This window comes from Lactococcus sp. S64, from assembly GCF_016516525.1.
Lineage (GTDB): Bacteria > Bacillota > Bacilli > Lactobacillales > Streptococcaceae > Lactococcus > Lactococcus lactis.
In genome coordinates, this window is sequence record NZ_JACVUQ010000016.1 from 1 (window position 1) to 17459 (window position 17459).

At 32.0% G+C, this 17459-nt stretch carries 15 protein-coding genes; all 15 read right to left on the minus strand.

Features of this window, described 5'->3' with window-relative positions:
* Nucleotides 1-1371, minus strand: a 1371-nt coding sequence (locus IAE51_RS12365) for a KxYKxGKxW signal peptide domain-containing protein (protein ID WP_305067132.1), incomplete at its 3' end; no start/stop codon positions are given.
* A gap of 58 nt (nucleotides 1372-1429) precedes the next feature.
* Complete coding sequence (locus tag IAE51_RS11430) at nucleotides 1430-1939, minus strand: sugar O-acetyltransferase (RefSeq protein ID WP_058212326.1); 510 nt, start codon at nucleotides 1937-1939, stop codon at nucleotides 1430-1432.
* Between the two features lie 40 nt (nucleotides 1940-1979).
* Nucleotides 1980-3038 carry a beta-1,6-galactofuranosyltransferase gene (locus tag IAE51_RS11435; RefSeq protein ID WP_200095549.1) on the minus strand — a complete coding sequence of 353 codons (1059 nt, stop codon included), beginning with the start codon at nucleotides 3036-3038 and terminating at the stop codon, nucleotides 1980-1982.
* Nucleotides 3031-4110, minus strand: a complete 1080-nt coding sequence (locus IAE51_RS11440; protein ID WP_058212328.1) for a beta-1,6-galactofuranosyltransferase — start codon at nucleotides 4108-4110, stop codon at nucleotides 3031-3033. The genes IAE51_RS11435 and IAE51_RS11440 overlap by 8 nt, the downstream gene beginning before the upstream one ends.
* Nucleotides 4091-4888, minus strand: coding sequence for an accessory Sec system protein Asp3 (gene asp3, locus IAE51_RS11445; RefSeq protein WP_058212329.1), 798 nt, complete (start codon nucleotides 4886-4888; stop codon nucleotides 4091-4093). The genes IAE51_RS11440 and asp3 overlap by 20 nt, the downstream gene beginning before the upstream one ends.
* A complete protein-coding gene (gene asp2, locus IAE51_RS11450; RefSeq protein ID WP_058212330.1) occupies nucleotides 4881-6479 on the minus strand; it encodes an accessory Sec system protein Asp2 in 1599 nt (532 codons plus the stop codon). The genes asp3 and asp2 overlap by 8 nt, the downstream gene beginning before the upstream one ends.
* The gene (gene asp1 / locus IAE51_RS11455) at nucleotides 6476-8062 is read right to left on the minus strand and encodes an accessory Sec system glycosyltransferase Asp1 (RefSeq protein ID WP_200095551.1); all 1587 of its coding nucleotides are present in this window, start codon (nucleotides 8060-8062) and stop codon (nucleotides 6476-6478) included. Before asp1 ends, asp2 begins: the two co-directional genes overlap by 4 nt.
* Nucleotides 8059-9288 (minus strand): preprotein translocase subunit SecY, encoded by a 1230-nt coding sequence (locus IAE51_RS11460; protein ID WP_200095553.1) that lies wholly within the window; start codon nucleotides 9286-9288, stop codon nucleotides 8059-8061. The genes asp1 and IAE51_RS11460 overlap by 4 nt, the downstream gene beginning before the upstream one ends.
* Before the next feature lie 24 nt (nucleotides 9289-9312).
* The gene (gene secA / locus IAE51_RS11465) at nucleotides 9313-11682 is read right to left on the minus strand and encodes a preprotein translocase subunit SecA (RefSeq protein WP_200095555.1); all 2370 of its coding nucleotides are present in this window, start codon (nucleotides 11680-11682) and stop codon (nucleotides 9313-9315) included.
* Nucleotides 11683-11703: 21 nt separating this feature from the next.
* Complete coding sequence (locus IAE51_RS11470) at nucleotides 11704-11922, minus strand: hypothetical protein (protein WP_200095557.1); 219 nt, start codon at nucleotides 11920-11922, stop codon at nucleotides 11704-11706.
* A 7-nt stretch (nucleotides 11923-11929) separates the two neighbouring features.
* Nucleotides 11930-13261, minus strand: coding sequence for a hypothetical protein (locus tag IAE51_RS11475; protein ID WP_200095559.1), 1332 nt, complete (start codon nucleotides 13259-13261; stop codon nucleotides 11930-11932).
* Complete coding sequence (locus tag IAE51_RS11480) at nucleotides 13248-14726, minus strand: glycosyltransferase (protein WP_200095561.1); 1479 nt, start codon at nucleotides 14724-14726, stop codon at nucleotides 13248-13250. Before IAE51_RS11480 ends, IAE51_RS11475 begins: the two co-directional genes overlap by 14 nt.
* 111 nt (nucleotides 14727-14837) lie before the next feature.
* The gene (locus IAE51_RS11485; protein ID WP_370524380.1) at nucleotides 14838-15086 is read right to left on the minus strand and encodes a helix-turn-helix domain-containing protein; all 249 of its coding nucleotides are present in this window, start codon (nucleotides 15084-15086) and stop codon (nucleotides 14838-14840) included.
* Between the two features lie 96 nt (nucleotides 15087-15182).
* On the minus strand, nucleotides 15183-15422 hold the full coding sequence (gene secG, locus IAE51_RS11490) for a preprotein translocase subunit SecG (protein WP_058212337.1): 240 nt from the start codon (nucleotides 15420-15422) through the stop codon (nucleotides 15183-15185).
* Between the two features lie 48 nt (nucleotides 15423-15470).
* Nucleotides 15471-15644: a preprotein translocase subunit SecE gene (secE, locus tag IAE51_RS11495; protein WP_081041177.1), complete on the minus strand. Its 174-nt coding sequence runs from the start codon at nucleotides 15642-15644 to the stop codon at nucleotides 15471-15473.
* Between the last annotated feature and the right edge of the window lie 1815 nt (nucleotides 15645-17459).

Below are 17459 nucleotides of genomic sequence, written 5' to 3' on the forward strand. Positions count from 1 at the left end.
ATCGGAGATTGAGTCTGACGTTGAATCGCTATCTGAAACTGAATCGGAGATTGAATCTGAGGTTAAATCACTGTCACTTACTGAGTCCGAGTTTGATTCACTATCTGAAACTGAATCACTGAGTGAGTCGGAGGTTGAATCACTATCTGAAGTTGAATCGGAGATTGAATCGCTGTCTGAAACTGAATCACTAATGGAATCTGATATTGAGTCACTATCTGGTTCTGAATCACTATCACTTGCCGAATCGCTGATTGAGTCGGAGGTTGAATCACTATCTGAAGTTGAATCAGAGATTGAGTCGCTATCTGATACTGAATCACTAATGGAATCTGATATTGAGTCACTATCTGGTTCTGAATCGCTATCACTTACCGAATCACTGATAGAGTCGGAGGTTGAATCACTATCTGAAGTTATATCCGATATTGAATCACTGTCTGAAACTGAATCACTAGTCGAATCAGATTCACTTGGAGTATTGTCTCTATACTTTAAAATGACTGTCGCAGTATCACGACCCGTTAACTCCCCAGTACTGATACTAGGGTCATATATAAGACCATCTATTGACTGTGGAATATCTCCTACAGAATACTCCTGAATTTGGGAGTAGAAAGTTTTAGAAGTATCCTCACTAAGAGTTCCTCCTGATTCGTCTTGATATTTGACTGTAACTGTGACTTTTGAAGGAAATAGTGGTTGCCAATCAGCACCTAATGCTCCCTCAGAATCATAGTCATTACCATTAGTCGTAGCACTTCTATATTTGACATATATATCACCACCAGAAGGTCTAGTGATAACAGCACTCTTACCATCCGTAGATTTGCCAATACTTGCACCACTTGATAATTTTTCGGATTTAAAAGTAATCTCTTTAGGTTGACTTGTAGGCGTTACTGAGTTATTTGAATAAGTAGCTTCTACATAATAAAATTTCGAAGGATCAGCCTGGCTTACTAAAAGAATAATAACTTGATCATTGTTATTGTTTATTGCACAAATGCCTTGCGTCCAATATCCTGGTATTTCAGCATACCAGCCATTTCTAGGTTGATTAGCTTGGTCAGTGATAGTAATAGTCGCTTTTTCTGATTCTATAATATCTTGATTAACTTCTGAAATAGTGTTGCTATTTTTTTCACTAGTTGCTGGAATAGTAACACTACTCTGTGTTGCTAAAAGCTTGCTACTATCAACCTCCTTGGATTGACTATCATTTCCTGTACTTGTCGTATCAGCTTTGATGATCGGGACCGCAATTCCCCCACCTCCTAAGATACTGGCAATTCCTGTAATTGTCGCATACATCCATGTTTTTTTGCGCTTATAGGAGCGATATCTCTCATGTTTATCAGAGTTTAACATCTTTTTTATGTTGTTTTTTCTGGACATTAAATTTAGTTAACCTTTCTTCAATAGGGTTTTAAATTTTTTTAATAATTTTTGCTGGAATACCAGCTGCTAAAACATCTGGAGGAAGCGACTGGGTCACCACACTTCCAGAACCAATTACTGTATTGGCTCCAATTGTTACTCCTGGATTAATGATGCTCCCACCACCAATCCAAACATTATCTCCAATATTAACTGGTGAAGCAATCACAACTCCTTTTTCCAAACGCTCTTTTGGATTGACTGGATGATTCACCGTATAAATTTGAACACGAGGACCCAACTTTACATTTTTTCCAAAATTTATATCACCTGTATCCAAGAAAAGACAATCAGTATTCGCATAAAAATTACCTGAAAAATGAAGATTCGTTCCATAATCAAATTGAAATGGAACATCAATATAGACTGTTCCCTCTGACCGGATATTAAGCAAGGCTCTTTCTTTTGCTATTAGTTCCTCACGGATATAAGGACTTGCATTTAACTGGTATAACTGCTCTCTATTTTTCTTACGTATTTGCTCATCTCGAATTGGCATATTCTATCACCTCCTTTCATACTAAATATAAAAAACTTTTTTATTTATTAAGTAAATCATCTCTAAAGCCTAATTCTAAAGTTCTAAACATCGCAAGCAAGGCACGTTTAATGAAAAAACCTTCTGAAACAGCTTCTTGCCAAAATCTAACATTATCTATCATTTTTTGATAATCTTGATCAGTCATTGATGAAAAGATGGTGTCTATTTCATTTAAATCATCCACAACAAGACCAATTCCATATTCTTTAACCAGTCTGGCATGATAAGTTTTGCTTGAAACAATAACTGGAAGACCAGCTGCGAGATACATAGAAAGTTTGGTAGGGTTATTAAACTGGTTATAATAAACAAAATTCATGTTAGACTTTTCTACAAGATTTTCTGTTACTACCACTCCAAAACCACCATCTAAAACAGAGACGATTTCATCGCTAGGCCTACGTCCTAACCAGGTAATACTGCCACTTTCCAAAACTTTTTTTTCGACTTGTCTATCATAAATGTAAAGCGGTGTCGCTGCACGATATGTAGTATCTATAATATCTCGTCCTCCCACATAATAAAGCTTTTTCTTAAATCGCTTTTCTTTTCTCGGACCGGCGTAGAAATAATCCCAAAATTGCATTTGAATCATGGGGACATTTACACCATCTTCTTGCAGTTTATGTGCTCCTTTCTCATTCGCAACAATTAATAAATCAAATTTTTTAAGTTGATTAAGCCAAAAATCATTCTCACGATCATACTCCTCTTCTCCTTTTGTAAACATCCAAGTCGGAATATCATGAATTAAAGCGACCATCCTAACCGATTCAATCCCTTTAATTGTGTCAAAAAATTCAGATTGGAAATTAAGGTGTGTCCACATCGGAAATTGTACAACAACAAGGTCTCCCGGTTGAACCACTCCTAAAACTGCTTCACGAATATGATGACGTCTATCCGCATTGTTACTAATATTTGGATAGCCAGTAATATTTAACTCTTGAAAACCTAGCTGTTTTGCTGAATGAGCAACATTCTTACTCACAATCTGAATGGCATCATATTGTTGATTATAATTCGTAGCGTTAAGTCGCGTAATCCAATTAGTCATGTGTATCCTCCTGATGAATCAAATAGTCCGTGAAGCCAAGGTTAATATAACGAACCGCTTCTATTGCAGCAGTTTTAGCAAAAAAGCCACTTGAGACAGCGCGTTGCCACGGCTTGAGATTATTAAGCATTTTATAGTAATCCTCTTCACTTATCGATTCAATAGCTTTTTCAAGATCTCCCAACTGGTCAATAACAATACCGACCCTCTGCTCTTTAATCCATTTTGCATGAGCTGTATTAGATAGGCATATAACTGGTAAGCCAGAAGCAAGATATAAAGAAAGCTTCATTGGATTATTGTACTCACCATAGCGATGCATTCCTTTATATCCACCATTTTGTGGATAATACAATAGTCCAAATCCACCATCCAACTTAGAGGGAATATCATTACTATCCATTGGGCCCAATAAACTTACAGTTTCCGGAGTCTCCTTAACTTGATGATTGGGACCAATAAAATTGATTCGAATATCAGAAGGAGTTTCCTCTATCATTGCTGGATCAATTCCCGTCGCGACATAATAAAGTTCTTTTTTATATTGTTTTGGAATCAGAGGGCCTTTGTAAATAAAATCTGTTAAATGCATCGGAATCATTGGAGTGATCACCCCTCCCTCTTCACGTAATCGTTTACCCATTTTGGTATTTGCGGCAATCACAAGATCATATTTATTGAGCATCCATAATGAAGCGTCTCCTGTATAATCTCGATCTCGGTTATCTTGGAGCCATGAAACAATATCCCATACCATAGCAACAATTTTGGCATGTCTTACATTTTTTAAATAGTTGATGAATTCCAACTCAAATTCTGTATTATTTGTCCACAATGGATATTGGACAATTACAGTATCCCCAGGTAAGACACAGCTTAATAGTGCTTCCAGATATTCCCATCTTGCTTCTTTACCTATTTCACGTAATTTTGTACTATATATCCTGGGATAATGTAATTTTCGAAAACCTGCATCCTCAATAGAGTTAGCCGCCATTTGATTTGCAATAATTCCCGATGCTCTCTTTGACACATAGTCATTATCTTGAACTTCAGTGATCCAATTTGTCATTATTATTTCCTCCTAATATTTTATTTTGCTTCAGAGTTTCTTCTAGCTTAAGTCTAAATTCAGATGGTAAATAGTGGTAGCCTAGACCAGTCTCGAAAATAAGTTGTAAATCTTGTTTAAACTTTAAAGTTTGATCTAATGATTCTATTAATTTACCCTCATCTTGACCATCAGTATAAATAAAAATTTGCTCATAGTTAATGCTTTCATGGATTGAAACAGGTAAAATGCTTCTCGGTCCCTTATTAATAATTAATCGAATGGTTTTATGATTTGATCCTCTTATTGGACGGACATATACCCACGAATAATGAGTACTAAAATTTTGAGAAATAATCCTATCCAGAACTCCAATTTCACTTATCGTAAGAGTTTCAAAATGTAGCCAATGATGCTTCAAATTAATGAGATGAACTTCATAAAAAACGGTTCCTATCGGAACAGTAAATGTTAATCGATCTTCTGTGCTTCGATAAGAGCCAATCAATTCTTGACTTTCATCTCTAAAATTTATTTCAAATTGAGCTGGGAGGGAATTATCAGAAGTTAACTTGATTCCTAACTCATAAGATTTATTAATTTTTAGAAGCGGCAAAGAGGGTGCACTCCCACTGGCTAAATAATCTATGGTAGATGACCATGTACAGATAATTTGGCCTGGAGACAGGACTTCATTGGAGTAGTACACAGACTGATCGTCTGAATAACGAATAGTTGATCCATTAACATATACTTTAGATAAGTCTCTTGGCCAACGAATAATGTAACACTCAGTCATTATCTTCACCTCTCAGATCAATCTCCTCTTTCTCATCATCATCAATTATTAAATAGCGGTCAAAATCAGAGATAAGTAGCTGCTGATATTGTCTATAGAACCAACTTGTTATACCTCGAGAGTTATCGTTATGGCGTCCCTCCAGCCCCTTGTGTAAGACTTTTGCAGTCGGATAGTTTATCTTTAAATAGTTAAAAATTTGTTTAAAGGGACGGTCTGTATCATGCAACATATGCGCAATAAGGAAAGTGGTCTTAGAAAAATTTGCTGATTCAAATTTACTCCAAAAATCTTCATCTAAAGAGTCAGCACTTTCTTTAGTCAATTCCCCAGTTAGGTTAATAATTGTATCCATGGCAAGATCCCAACCATATGGAGCAAAAATTCTCGAATTAACAGCTAGACCTCCGATATTAGCGAGCGGTTTACCCACTACGATTGCATGAGGTTCTAATTTTGCACCATAGTAAAAAGAAGCATATGTTCCCATTGATAGACCAGAGAGAATTAAATCTTGTTTTGAGAAACCTAAGACTTTCAATTTAGACTGTATGTATTCAATCAATTCTTCTTCTAGTCCCTCCCCTCTATAAAAGGAGCCACCCACTATACGAGGATCATGAACCAATATAAAAGGTGCGCCTAAACTTCCCATCATCCATCGGCCTTCGTAACCTTCTGAGGGGCGAAATCCTGAGAAGTAGACATTTAGCGGGGGCTTTAAGTCTCCTGCATTAAAATATACTCCCAATTCTTCTCCCATATTATCTTTTTGAACTAACCGCTCTCCCCCCATTGCCAAAAAATTTCCTTTGGATAGACCATATCGAATATGAAGATCTCCAACTTCTATTTTCCCGTTTCCTTTTATAAAAAGTCCGAAATTAATTGGAAACTCTGAATACCCTATATCAAAATATACTTGACCAGCATTTAATTGTTCAGGATAAAAATCTCTATAGTTAATTTGGGAGGTAGAATTACTACTTTTAAAATAGGCCCTCCAATAATAAGAAAGATTCTCAGTCTGGCTTATTTCAGGATAAAAATTAATATTCCCCCATGCTGCCCATTTATTTTTCCAGAGCAACACTTGTTGATAATCTAACCCAAAGTTTCCCTCAAGGATATATTTGGATGAACCTTTTTTTGTAACTATTCCTTCAAAATTTGAATTGATGTCTACCATGCTATTATTAAGGCTCAACCCCCATGGTTTAATGTAGTTTCGATTAATATAATGAAAAAAGTCAACACCTTTGTCAGATAATTCAGTTTGCTGAGCACCCTTTAGCGTGAGAATTCTAATCTCAACTTCACTTGCACCTTCTAAAGTTTCATAAAAAATCTGATGACTCGGTAATTTTATAAGATCAATATCTTGCAAGTGATACATCACTTCTTTGCTTAAAAGAAATAAATCATTTGAATTATTTATCTCATTATTAGTAATTGATCGTAATCGTGACAACTCTTCTTTGAGCGTTGCTTTTACTTCAAGGTGATGATATTTAAAATCTTTGATTAACTCATTAATTTCTGATAGAGATTGACCACCGATATGGAAAATATTTTTTAAATTCTCACTCATTTTAAGTTCTCCTTCCATTTTTCTAGCAATCCATTTGCACTATTATTTTCGATAAGCTCGACACTCTCAACCAAATTTTTGTTCCATAAATCATGGTCACTCAGATAGTCTTTTACTCCTTCTATTACTTCTTTTATGTCTTTGTAAAGAATCCCATTTTTACCATTAATGAGATATGGAGAAGCCTTTTTTGAGAGTAGGGGAATGCCAGCACTAACAGCTAATGAATGACTCAAAAATTCATACTTTTCTCGTTGGTCGATAAATACTCTGACTTTTCCAAATGCTGTTTTTAATTCTTGGAAAGCTACATTTTTTTTGAAGCTAATTCCTGTATAAAATAAATAAGATTCGATTATCCGGCTAAATTCTTTATCTTCTTTTTTGAATTTCTGAAATAGTTCCTTTAACCCTGCTGTCATTTCCTCATTCCTTAAAGCCTCATAATATTTTTTTACTAATTCATATTCAGGGGATGTGAGAATTACTTCAAAGTTCTTTACAACAAAACTTTCTAAAAGCATTTTTATTTTATCCTCATCCCCCTCTTCCTTAATATCAATGATCAAGCAAAGATCACGGACTTCCATTTTTATTTGTAAAAACTCTTGGAATAGTGCCGATATTTGAGAATCAAATTGCTCAATTTGCCAATAGACATACTCTTCTAAATATGTATTGCTTTCTCCAAGCATCAGAGTGGTAGGATATAAGGGAATATAACGAAGCTTATTTTTAATAGGGTAAAAATCATTTCTTTTCAATTCATTAAGAAAGTGAATATTATCAGTAATTATGGATTTCCCCTTCTCAATAAACTGCAGATGATGATTGAGTTGGGAAAGACATTCTACCGTTGATCCTGTAAAAATATACACGATTGACTCAGGGTATTGAAAGGCTTCAATAAGTTCCATTAACCAATTACTCGTCCCATCAATAATAAGTCGATCCTCTTTAGGATTAAAATTTACTAATGAGCTATTGACTAACTCCATACAAACTTCTTTAAAAGTACTATAGGTTGATCTTTTAAAATGACTTTTATAACTGTTATCAATAAATACATAGTCATTCCATTGCGTTAAGATAAGTTGCCCCCCCTCATCAAAAATCTGTTGCTCAACTTGCTCACCATCATTATTAAACTTCTGTTTAAGTAAGACTACTCCTTTTTCAGAATAGATATCGATTTCTTTTCCTAGACTGGATAAATAGTGAACTTGTGAGACAAAGCCAAAGGAATTAAAGAATACTTCTGCCTTAACCTCACCTTCCTTTGTTAGTAAAACATTATTTCGTGTGTAAACTTTCTCCCAAGTTTTTGGAAACTCAAGATCCTTCAAAATTAGAGGGGCATAACATAAGGCGAATCGATCTGTGACTGCGTCCAACAAATTAGTAAAATGGTCTGAGTCATAAAATTCAAAATGATTCGTAAAATAATTTGAGAAAGGAGAAAATTGAGTATTAATCATTTTGGTCTCTATCCCTCCTTCATTGAATATTTTGTTCACATTAAATAAGATATTGGATTCTAATCTGTCCATTTCTGATTGCCAGTCTGTTAAAAAGTAAATCATTTAAAGTTCCTCCGATTGTTTCCAAATAGTTCATAGTTATTTTTATAAAAAAGAAATACCACATCTTGTTGCAAGTTATCATATATTACAACTAGTACAAATAGCATCGTAAAATAATTAGAAAGATTAGAAATCGAAGTATGTCCGGTAATTAACCCCACTAATAATGGAATTGTTACAATTAATGGTAAATATAATCCACCTATTAAAGATACTCCCCACACTCTCCTGCTAATATAACGTTTTGTTTCTTCTCCAGGTTTAATTTCTAATATATAATCTCCAGATTCCTTTAAATCGTCAGAAAGTTGTTCTGGCATAATATTGATAAAAGAGAATAAAATACCTAAAAGATACAAAATCAGTCCATACATTAAAATTCCATTTAATTTTGCCGTATTGAAAAGTGCCAAAACAGCATCATTTTCATAATTAAATAACTGCATAAGATAGTATGGGAAGTACATCAATGTTGTCGCAAACATTAGTGGGAGTGAACCTGCAATTAAAATTCTAAATCCTATATAAGCTTCTTTAGAGTATTTATCAATACCAATTCTCTGAATTTCAAAGCGATATTCTGCCGAATAAATAGCTATCGTAATTCCAACAAATATTATGCTGATGAAAATAAAAGGAATTAGCCGGTCAAAATGTACAAGGATACTTCGATAATTTGCTCCCAAACTCCCAGTAATACCTCTAATAATTCCTGGTATAAGTAAAACAAATGGTCCCCCCAAACCATAAATAATATTTAAACTTGCGAGCCATGAAATAAGTAACGCCCCTACTACAAAACATAAAACAGTAAACAAAAATATATTAAGAGATGATAGGAAACTAATTTTTGGAATTACAGAATTTTTTAAATTAAATGCAAGTGGGATACCCTGTAAGATTGACATAAAAAAAATACCAATAATTTCTAGTCTCCCTCTCTGCTCTTGTGAAATTTGAGAAGATAAATTACGGTTAGCAAAAAATATGACTGAAAATAAAATTGATACAGTCATATATGGGCCGAGTCCCAAAGCAAAAAGAGTCGGACTTGAAAATAATCCACCAGTAGTTAATGAAAGTAGTCTTTCAAGCGTAAACGAACCTTGTGGTAGTTTAAAATTGACCAAATAACCTGGTAAGGGAATACCCTGCCCAATATAGAAAAATAGCAGTGCAATAATAGTAAAGCTACCTTTCTTTATTAATTCACTATATTCCTTCATCGTAACAACTCTCCAATCTTAGTCTTAAGGAAATTCAATATCAATTGACCCATCTTCTTTCATCTTTAACTCTGACAATGCAATTCCCCTAAAAAGCTCCATATAAATTTCTTGTTCCATTTCGAAAAATCGCCGACGAGCTTCACGTCCAAATTCATTAAGGGGCTTATGCTGAGCCATACTACGTCCATTCACCATTGTTTTTAATTGTTGTAGATAATCGAGCTGGTCAATCCAAGCTTTATCAATCGCCCTCAGTATAACTATCTTTTTAAAATAACGTAATTGTATTGGATCCTTAAAACGGCTCAATGATTGATTTACAACTGAAACTGCAAGATTATATAAAAATTTATATATAGTTTTTTTATTACTTATTTGATCAACCTTATCATTTATCTTCCCTAAAGGATAGTCACTCTTAATATTATTAAAAACAAAGTCAGAGATGTTTTGAACCGATAAGTCTTCTGAATAATACAAAAAATTCAAAATAACTTGGTGAACAGATTTTTCAATAATTTTCTCAAAATAAGCTTCGTTCTCAGACATTACTTTATTTCGGGCATTATAGATACGATTTCTCTGTTCACTTAAGATAGTGTCAAAAGCCAGAGTGTTCTTTCGTGACTTGACCTCTGTGTTTACTAATTTTTCCTGTCCTTTATCCATTACTTTTCTTAAGCGGTAGCTATTGATTTTTTTATTAGCTACTCGTTTACCATTTAAAATTTTATTGGACAAAGATAATCTGGCTTTTCGAACCCATTGTGGTGAATTTTCAATAATTACTTTGTCTTCAAGTGAAACAAAGAAGACTGATGTTCCTGGCTCTCCTTGGCGTCCTGCTCGTCCTCGTAGTTGATTATCAATTCTTTTGTTATTCATCCGTTCAGTACCAATAACTTTCAGGCCACCATTTGCTTTAGCTGCTTTTGTAAGCTTAATATCTGTACCACGTCCAGCCATAGACGTTGCTAAGGTTACTGCCCCAGCGCGACCAGCTCCACTTATGATTTGTTGCTCGCGTATAGCTGTTCTTGCATTCAACAAATTATGAGGAATTTTATTTTCTAAAAGAACAAGGGAATATAGATCTGACATGGAAACCGAACCCGTTTCTATAAGCACCGGTCTATCATCATTGATCCCTTTTTTTACTGCCTTAATTGATTCCTCTATTTTTGTTTGGTTAGTCACGTAAATTTGATCCGGCATATCTTCTCGTCTATTAGGTAAATGAGTTGGAATTTCAATTACTTTCAAATGATAAGTTTCCATAAACTCTTTTTCATCTGTTTTAGCAGTACCTGTCATCCCGGACAGCCTAACAAACTTTTTAAATAAGCTTTGGTAACTAATTGTTCCTAATGTTTTAGTTTCATCGCTTACCTCTACTCCCTCTTTACTTTCAATTGCTTGGTGAATCCCCCCTTGGAGTTTAACACCGGGCATTGTACGACCATTTACAAGATCTAATAGCAAAACCTTTCCATTAATTACTACATAATCTTTCCCCTTTTTTTTCAAGTAATTTGCTTGCAGGGCTAAAATAATGTGACGATAAAGAGCAATGTATTTTTCACTATAGACATCTTTGATATCAAAATATTTCTGGAGCTTTTCTAAACCTTTTTCACTAATCCAAACTCGTCTTTTGTCATCACTATATTCATAATCTTCTTCAAGTAGACTTTTGACAAACCAATCACTAATCTGATAATAATCAGATTTAACTTTAGGGCTACCTGAAATAACCAAAGCAGTTTGAGCACCATCTAGTAGTACGGCATCAATTTCATCTATAATGGCAAAGTTGAAATTGGAGATAACTTGTTCTGATAATTCAGAGCCCAAATTATCAAATAAGTAATCAAAACCTAGTTTTGAATGAGTGGTATAGATAATATCAGAATGATAAAGGAGACGTTTACTTTCAATATCTTGTTCCTCATTTCCTGCACCAATACCGACGCTCAAATTTAACCATTCAAAAACCTTTCCCATTTCTTTACCATCACGTTCTGCCAAATACTCATTTGATGTAATTAAGAAATTTCCTTTTTTGCCCTCTAATGCCCTAGTATAAAGAGGCATTGTAGCAACAAGTGTTTTGCCTTCACCCGTCTTTATCTCTGCAATATTACCAAAAAAAAGTGCAAGACCTCCCAAAACTTGAACATAATAAGGTTGCAAACCCAAAACTCTCTTATTTGCTTCTATAATTACTGCAAAAGCTTGCGGAAGTAATTCTTCTAAACTTTTCCCTTTTGCCAATAATTCTTTTAAAACCTTAGTTTGCCTCTGTAAAAGTTCATCAGTCATCGCACGATATATTGGCAATAATTTGAAAATCTTCTTAGCCAATCTATGATATTTTTTCATTTTAAACATGATTTAATATGTTCCTTAATATTAGTGGGTAATGAAATACTTGATAGCCATAAATCCATTTATTCCTAAAGCAGCTAATGTTGATGTAATTAGTATGAAAAAATAAATGGGTCTAACATAAAATAGTAGGGGGGTTCTTTTCTTTTTTTGAGAGTCGTGTGCCAGTAACTCCCTTTCTTGGTCAAAACCTATTTCTATTTTTTCCTTCAAAAAATGTTTTTGCATTTCTTTTCCCTTCATACATTTTTTAACTTTTAGGTTCTAAAACAATTTGATAATCTTGAAGCGTAGATAAATGACCATCCTCTTCAATCATTCTCGCAAGTAATTTTTGCCAATTTGCACGATCGTTTAGAATATAGGATAAATGATTACATAAATCACGAACTTCATTGAATACTAACCCATGAGTATTAAGCTGTGCTACTTCTTTGTAAGAGAAAATCAACATGTTTTGCTCGTAGGCCCATTTTAAAATCTCACCAACTTTGAGACCACGATTAATATCTAAATAAATATCTGCATTTTTTAGTTGTACTTTTAATTCTTCTTCACTTATTGAAGGAATTAATTGAATATTATTATATTCCTCTTCTAGATGTAACAATTTTGTACTCATATTGGTATATGCTGCTACTGAAATTTCAAGTTCTGGAAAATTGACAAGAATATCTTTTAGACCATAAATATTATCACTATTTGTAAGAATAAACGCCTTTGGTCTATATTGATTTACTCTAGTAAATTCACCAATCGGAGATAAATAATTTAATTCAATTGACGTCTTGGGAAAATTTGCTTCTACATATTTTAATTGAGATTCTTTATCAAAAACAATACGCTCTAAAGCATCTGCATTTTCCAGTTCATTTTTCATATTCCCAGGAACTTCATTGTCAAATGATTCTTGCCAAAACAAAGTTGTTAGATTTCCAATCTTTAATGAGCGACTAATAAATAGAGGAAATGATAAAGAATTAATATAAACATCAGACACTTCTATTTTGATTGTCTTGAGAAAGTAAAGGAAAAATTGAGTCAAATTTTCAAAATAATATATCTTCCCTTGATGTTCGAGTTTTATTGATTTACTTATTAAATCTTCACTTATAACAACTTGATTTTCTGAATTGTAGTAATCAATTTTATAAGCTTTTTTTTGACTAAAATAGGTTGAAGCATAATGATATCCTGATAAATTATAATGATCCCTTTTGACTACGACATTGGAATTGGTGTTTGAAAACCAGTCTACTGTACCAACAAGACGATAACCTTGTTTACGATAATGAATGATTCCAACTTTATCTTTTAAAAATTCAATAGATGCACTTCCACCATCAATATGCCGAATATCGTAAAAATCAGGAACCAATACTTGATCAAAAAATAATCCTTTGCAACTTTCTTGTTTATCAGATATTCCAATAAAATAAGAATAAGGACTCATTCCCCCATCTGGCATCTCTCCATCATAATGCGTAAAGAAGTTTTTACGCTTGATTCCTACTTTTGATAACGATCTCATTAATTTTTTTGTATTTTCATCATATCGATCAAAAATATTAATTTTCGTCATTTGGTTTTCCTTTCTCTAATAGCTCTTCCCATAGTTTTGAGACATTCTCTTTGAGATATGCCTTAGCTTTACGCTTCGAAACAACTCTTCCTTTTTCATCCAAATGTTGATCGTAAAATGTTAGTATTGCCTGAGCAAGTTGATCGGGCATATCCTTTAATGTTGTCCGTTCAAATCTTATTCCATTCTTTCCATTTTCAATAAATTCACGATTACCATAATCAACATCAACTCCAATAAGTGGTAATCCTGCTCCTAGAGCTTCAAGTAATGATAATCCAAAACCTTCAGAAGTTGATGCTGAAATATAACCACTATATTTAGGGTAAACCTGGCTTAAATTTTTATGTCCACAAAGTTTAATAAAATGAGCTGCTTCATACTTTTGAATTAGCTCTTCTAATTTACTCCTCTCTCCGCCTTCACCATAAATATCTAAAGTTAATTTAGGAAGTGTTTCCCTTGCTAAAGCAACAGCTTTAATTAGAATATCAAGATGTTTTTCAGTTGCCAAGCGACTTGCGGTAATAAGACTATATGGGTTATAGCCCCTTTTTCGACTAATCTCATCAATATAACCCACTGGAATCGTCTTGACTGTTGTTTTCTTTCTTAATTGATGCTTAAGAACCTGATTTTGGCGTTCTGTAGCTACAACAATAGCCTCAAAAGCATCTGCATGCTCAAAAATGTACTCATAATTATTGTTCCATAGAATATGCTCCCCTTTTGAAAGTTTTTCATTATAGTGTTCGGCATGTACAACGGAAAACAATCTTACTTTATTAAATAAAACAGGTAATATGCCTTCTACTACATCTAGAGGACGATCAATAATAACGGCATCATCTTTTTGTAGTTTGAGTTTCTTAAAGAAATACTGATAAAAAGCCATTTTCCCATAGAGTATTTGATTATCAATAAAAGTAACTGTAATTTCTTTTTCGCTATATAATTGTTCATAGCTTTGCTCACCTTGCATATTAAAAAAAGTTCTTTTGACTAATTTCCCTTGATAGTAATCTTCAACATTATTAAGGCTTTTATCATAATGGAGTACATTCACTAAATTTCCATTCACAATATAATCTACTCTATCGATTAGCTCACCTTCCAATAGCCAAATTTTGTACCGTTGTGTAGCTGATAATTTAATCTCCAAACTTTTTTGAGTTTGATTCAAAATCTCGTACTCCACTACACCAATATTTTCCAAAAACATTTCAACAGTATAAGTAGTATCTTGAGCTGGTCGATGACTTAAAAAATTATATATCCAAATAATTTGTTCACGTTTAAATCCTAACAAATCTGTATATATGGATATATTCTTTGATAGATAATTTAAAAACACATAGTGATCATCAAACTCAGCATTTTCAAAGAGTTCCTTACGGTATTTCTGAGCGTACTCTACACCACTTGAAGCATATCCTATTCCTTTATTTATGCTATAAACATTCATTTCTCGTATTCCTATTCTAATTACTTCTACTATTTTCTAATATACTTCCAAATAGTTGTGACATACTCCACTTTTCACAAATCACGTAAAGTTCTCTCTTTTGTTCAAAATTTAGTTTTTGAAAAACTCTTTAAAGGATTGTTCTTGCCCTTCTTCCTCTTTACCTATCAGAAACCTGGGAGATACCATGAAGTATTCGGCAAGTTCCACTAAGCGGTTACCTGAAGGCTCCGTTCCATTTTTATAGTTATTCAATGAGTTTCTAGGATATCCTAAGTCGCGCTCAACCTGATTAAAAGAGGTTTTTCTAATCTTAATTTGCTCTTTTAAGCGAATATAAAATATTGTTTCTTCAGCCAATTTGTTCTCTCCTATTTACTATATTAATTATCTATAGGTTTTAACTGCTATAAAGTTTTCTGTTCGTTTAAAACTTGTCCCAAGATATTATGCATTTCATTTTTCTCCCAAATACATCAAAATAATTCCTAAAGTTATCCAAATAACCGCTAAAATAGCTGTTGACCACATTAAAAAGTTATTGTGGCTATTATATTTTTGTGTTTTAAATAGCACATCACTTTTGTCTGTGGATAAAAGCGAGAGACTGTCTTGTTGTTTTGATGGTTGAGATAAAATTAATATAATAATCATAAAGCTTATAAATATTAATAAATAAGTCAAAGCAATATACATTTTTTTATTTCTCCAAATTTTCTAATTTAATCCCTACAAAATAATTTATTAGGATAGTAGATTATTGAAATTTTGTTGTAGTAACCAATTTATTAATCCTAGTACTAAAACAAAACATGTTGAAACTAAAATTATTATGATTGTTTCTTTTATTATTTGAGTAAAAGTTGGCCAACTAATATTTTTTAATTCTCTTTTAATTCGTACGGAATTATGCTTCATTTATATAACCTTTCTATAAATTTATTTGATAATAGTTATCATGCAGATTTACTCTCTATATTTTTTACTGTGAAACACATTGAGATTTTTTAATCAATTTAATAATTTTTTTAACTTTAAAACTGGATCTGAAAACCTTTTAATCAAGTATCCAAAAATTTCTTGAAATTAACATCTAAATTTAGTTTGCTTTTTGCTAATATCACTAGTTAGATTTGTAATTACTTAGTGCATTTTTAGCTAAATTAGATTTAATACTATGAATCATTTTTGCCAATTTCTAATCTTAAAGTTAACAATTAATATTACTTTCTTCTATAAAAGTCGTTCTTCTTATCTTTTATTTTATTCATATTTGATATCTTTAAGAAAAATTTAGATTTTTCGGAAACCTTATTAAAATTAATATGAAACAATAAAAGGAAAATAAAGAGTTCTTGACTATTATCTATTCTTTTTATCAAAATATTAGTAATTTCTTGAAATTTAAAAGAAATAAATATATAATGAAACATATCAAAATTATAAAATAAAAATGAATTGTAAATTTATTTACCTAAAAGTCTCCGAAAAATCTAAATTTTTCGGAGACTTCTTTTTTTTTTAATTAATCGAATTTTATTGAAGTTAAATTTTTATTTAACTTCAATAAAAACACAATATTCATCTTAAGTTAGATTAAAATTTTTTAGCATGATATACCGAAATTACCAAATTTTTTCTTTAATTCTCTCACTTTTTTGTTGATCTAAATTTAAAATTTATTTTAGAACACATATATATATTCTTATTATTAATAGCAATAAATACATCGATAATATTACACTTGAAATAATGTTTTCTTTATTTTTTTAAAAAAATAAAATTTTTTATATTTTGTGTTTATATTTATTCATTTGTACATGCATTATTATTTATATATTACATTGGACTGTTAACTTTATTTTTAGATATTAATCTGTACATTTTCTTAGTTTCACATTATCCTTAAATTGGACTCATATTAGAAAAGTGGATATCCATACATATGTTATTACCTTCTTTATAAAAACCAAAAAGAAAAGCTTTATTATACCTAAAGAAGATAAATTACGCGAAGAAAGACATCTTATCTTGAAAAAACGAGTTCTTTCTTCGTTCGAAACTCAGAGTAAGAATATAATCTACTCATTAATTCCATTTTTATCGAACGATAGTCATGATACATCACGTCTTATGGGGCCAATTGGTTAAAGCTCTACTTTAATTTAAAACGATATACTCTTTAAATCAGAGTAGAAATTTAGCACTAAATCAAACTGCTTCATATAATTTTTAAAAAAATAGTTTAGATTTTTTCTATTGACCGTGCTCATCAATAATAATCGCAATAATTTTAAAACTTTTAGCTAATGATGGATTTGATATGTTTTCCAAAATCCAAATTTTTTTGATAATATATAACTGAATCTTTGCCAAGTATCTTAAGTAACATATTGATAACTTTTTACTTAATTAGTGAAGTAAAACTATCTTATCTTGAATATATCAAGCTATTTTATAATCTTTGGTATCAATTTTTGTAAATAAATATATTTATTTATTTCATATCTGAAGGAAATGGATTATATTAAAATGAATTTCCATTTATGTATTTAATTCTTGACTCATCAAGGATCATTTCCCCTTTTTCTCTGTTTAAAGCATACTAGTATTTTTCAATCAAACCTTAATGGCAAATCTTCTTATTAATATATTTATTTTCATTTTGCGAACGATTTCATCCATAATTGAATGGCTTAATATTTTACAAGTGGTGGATAATAAAATAATTAT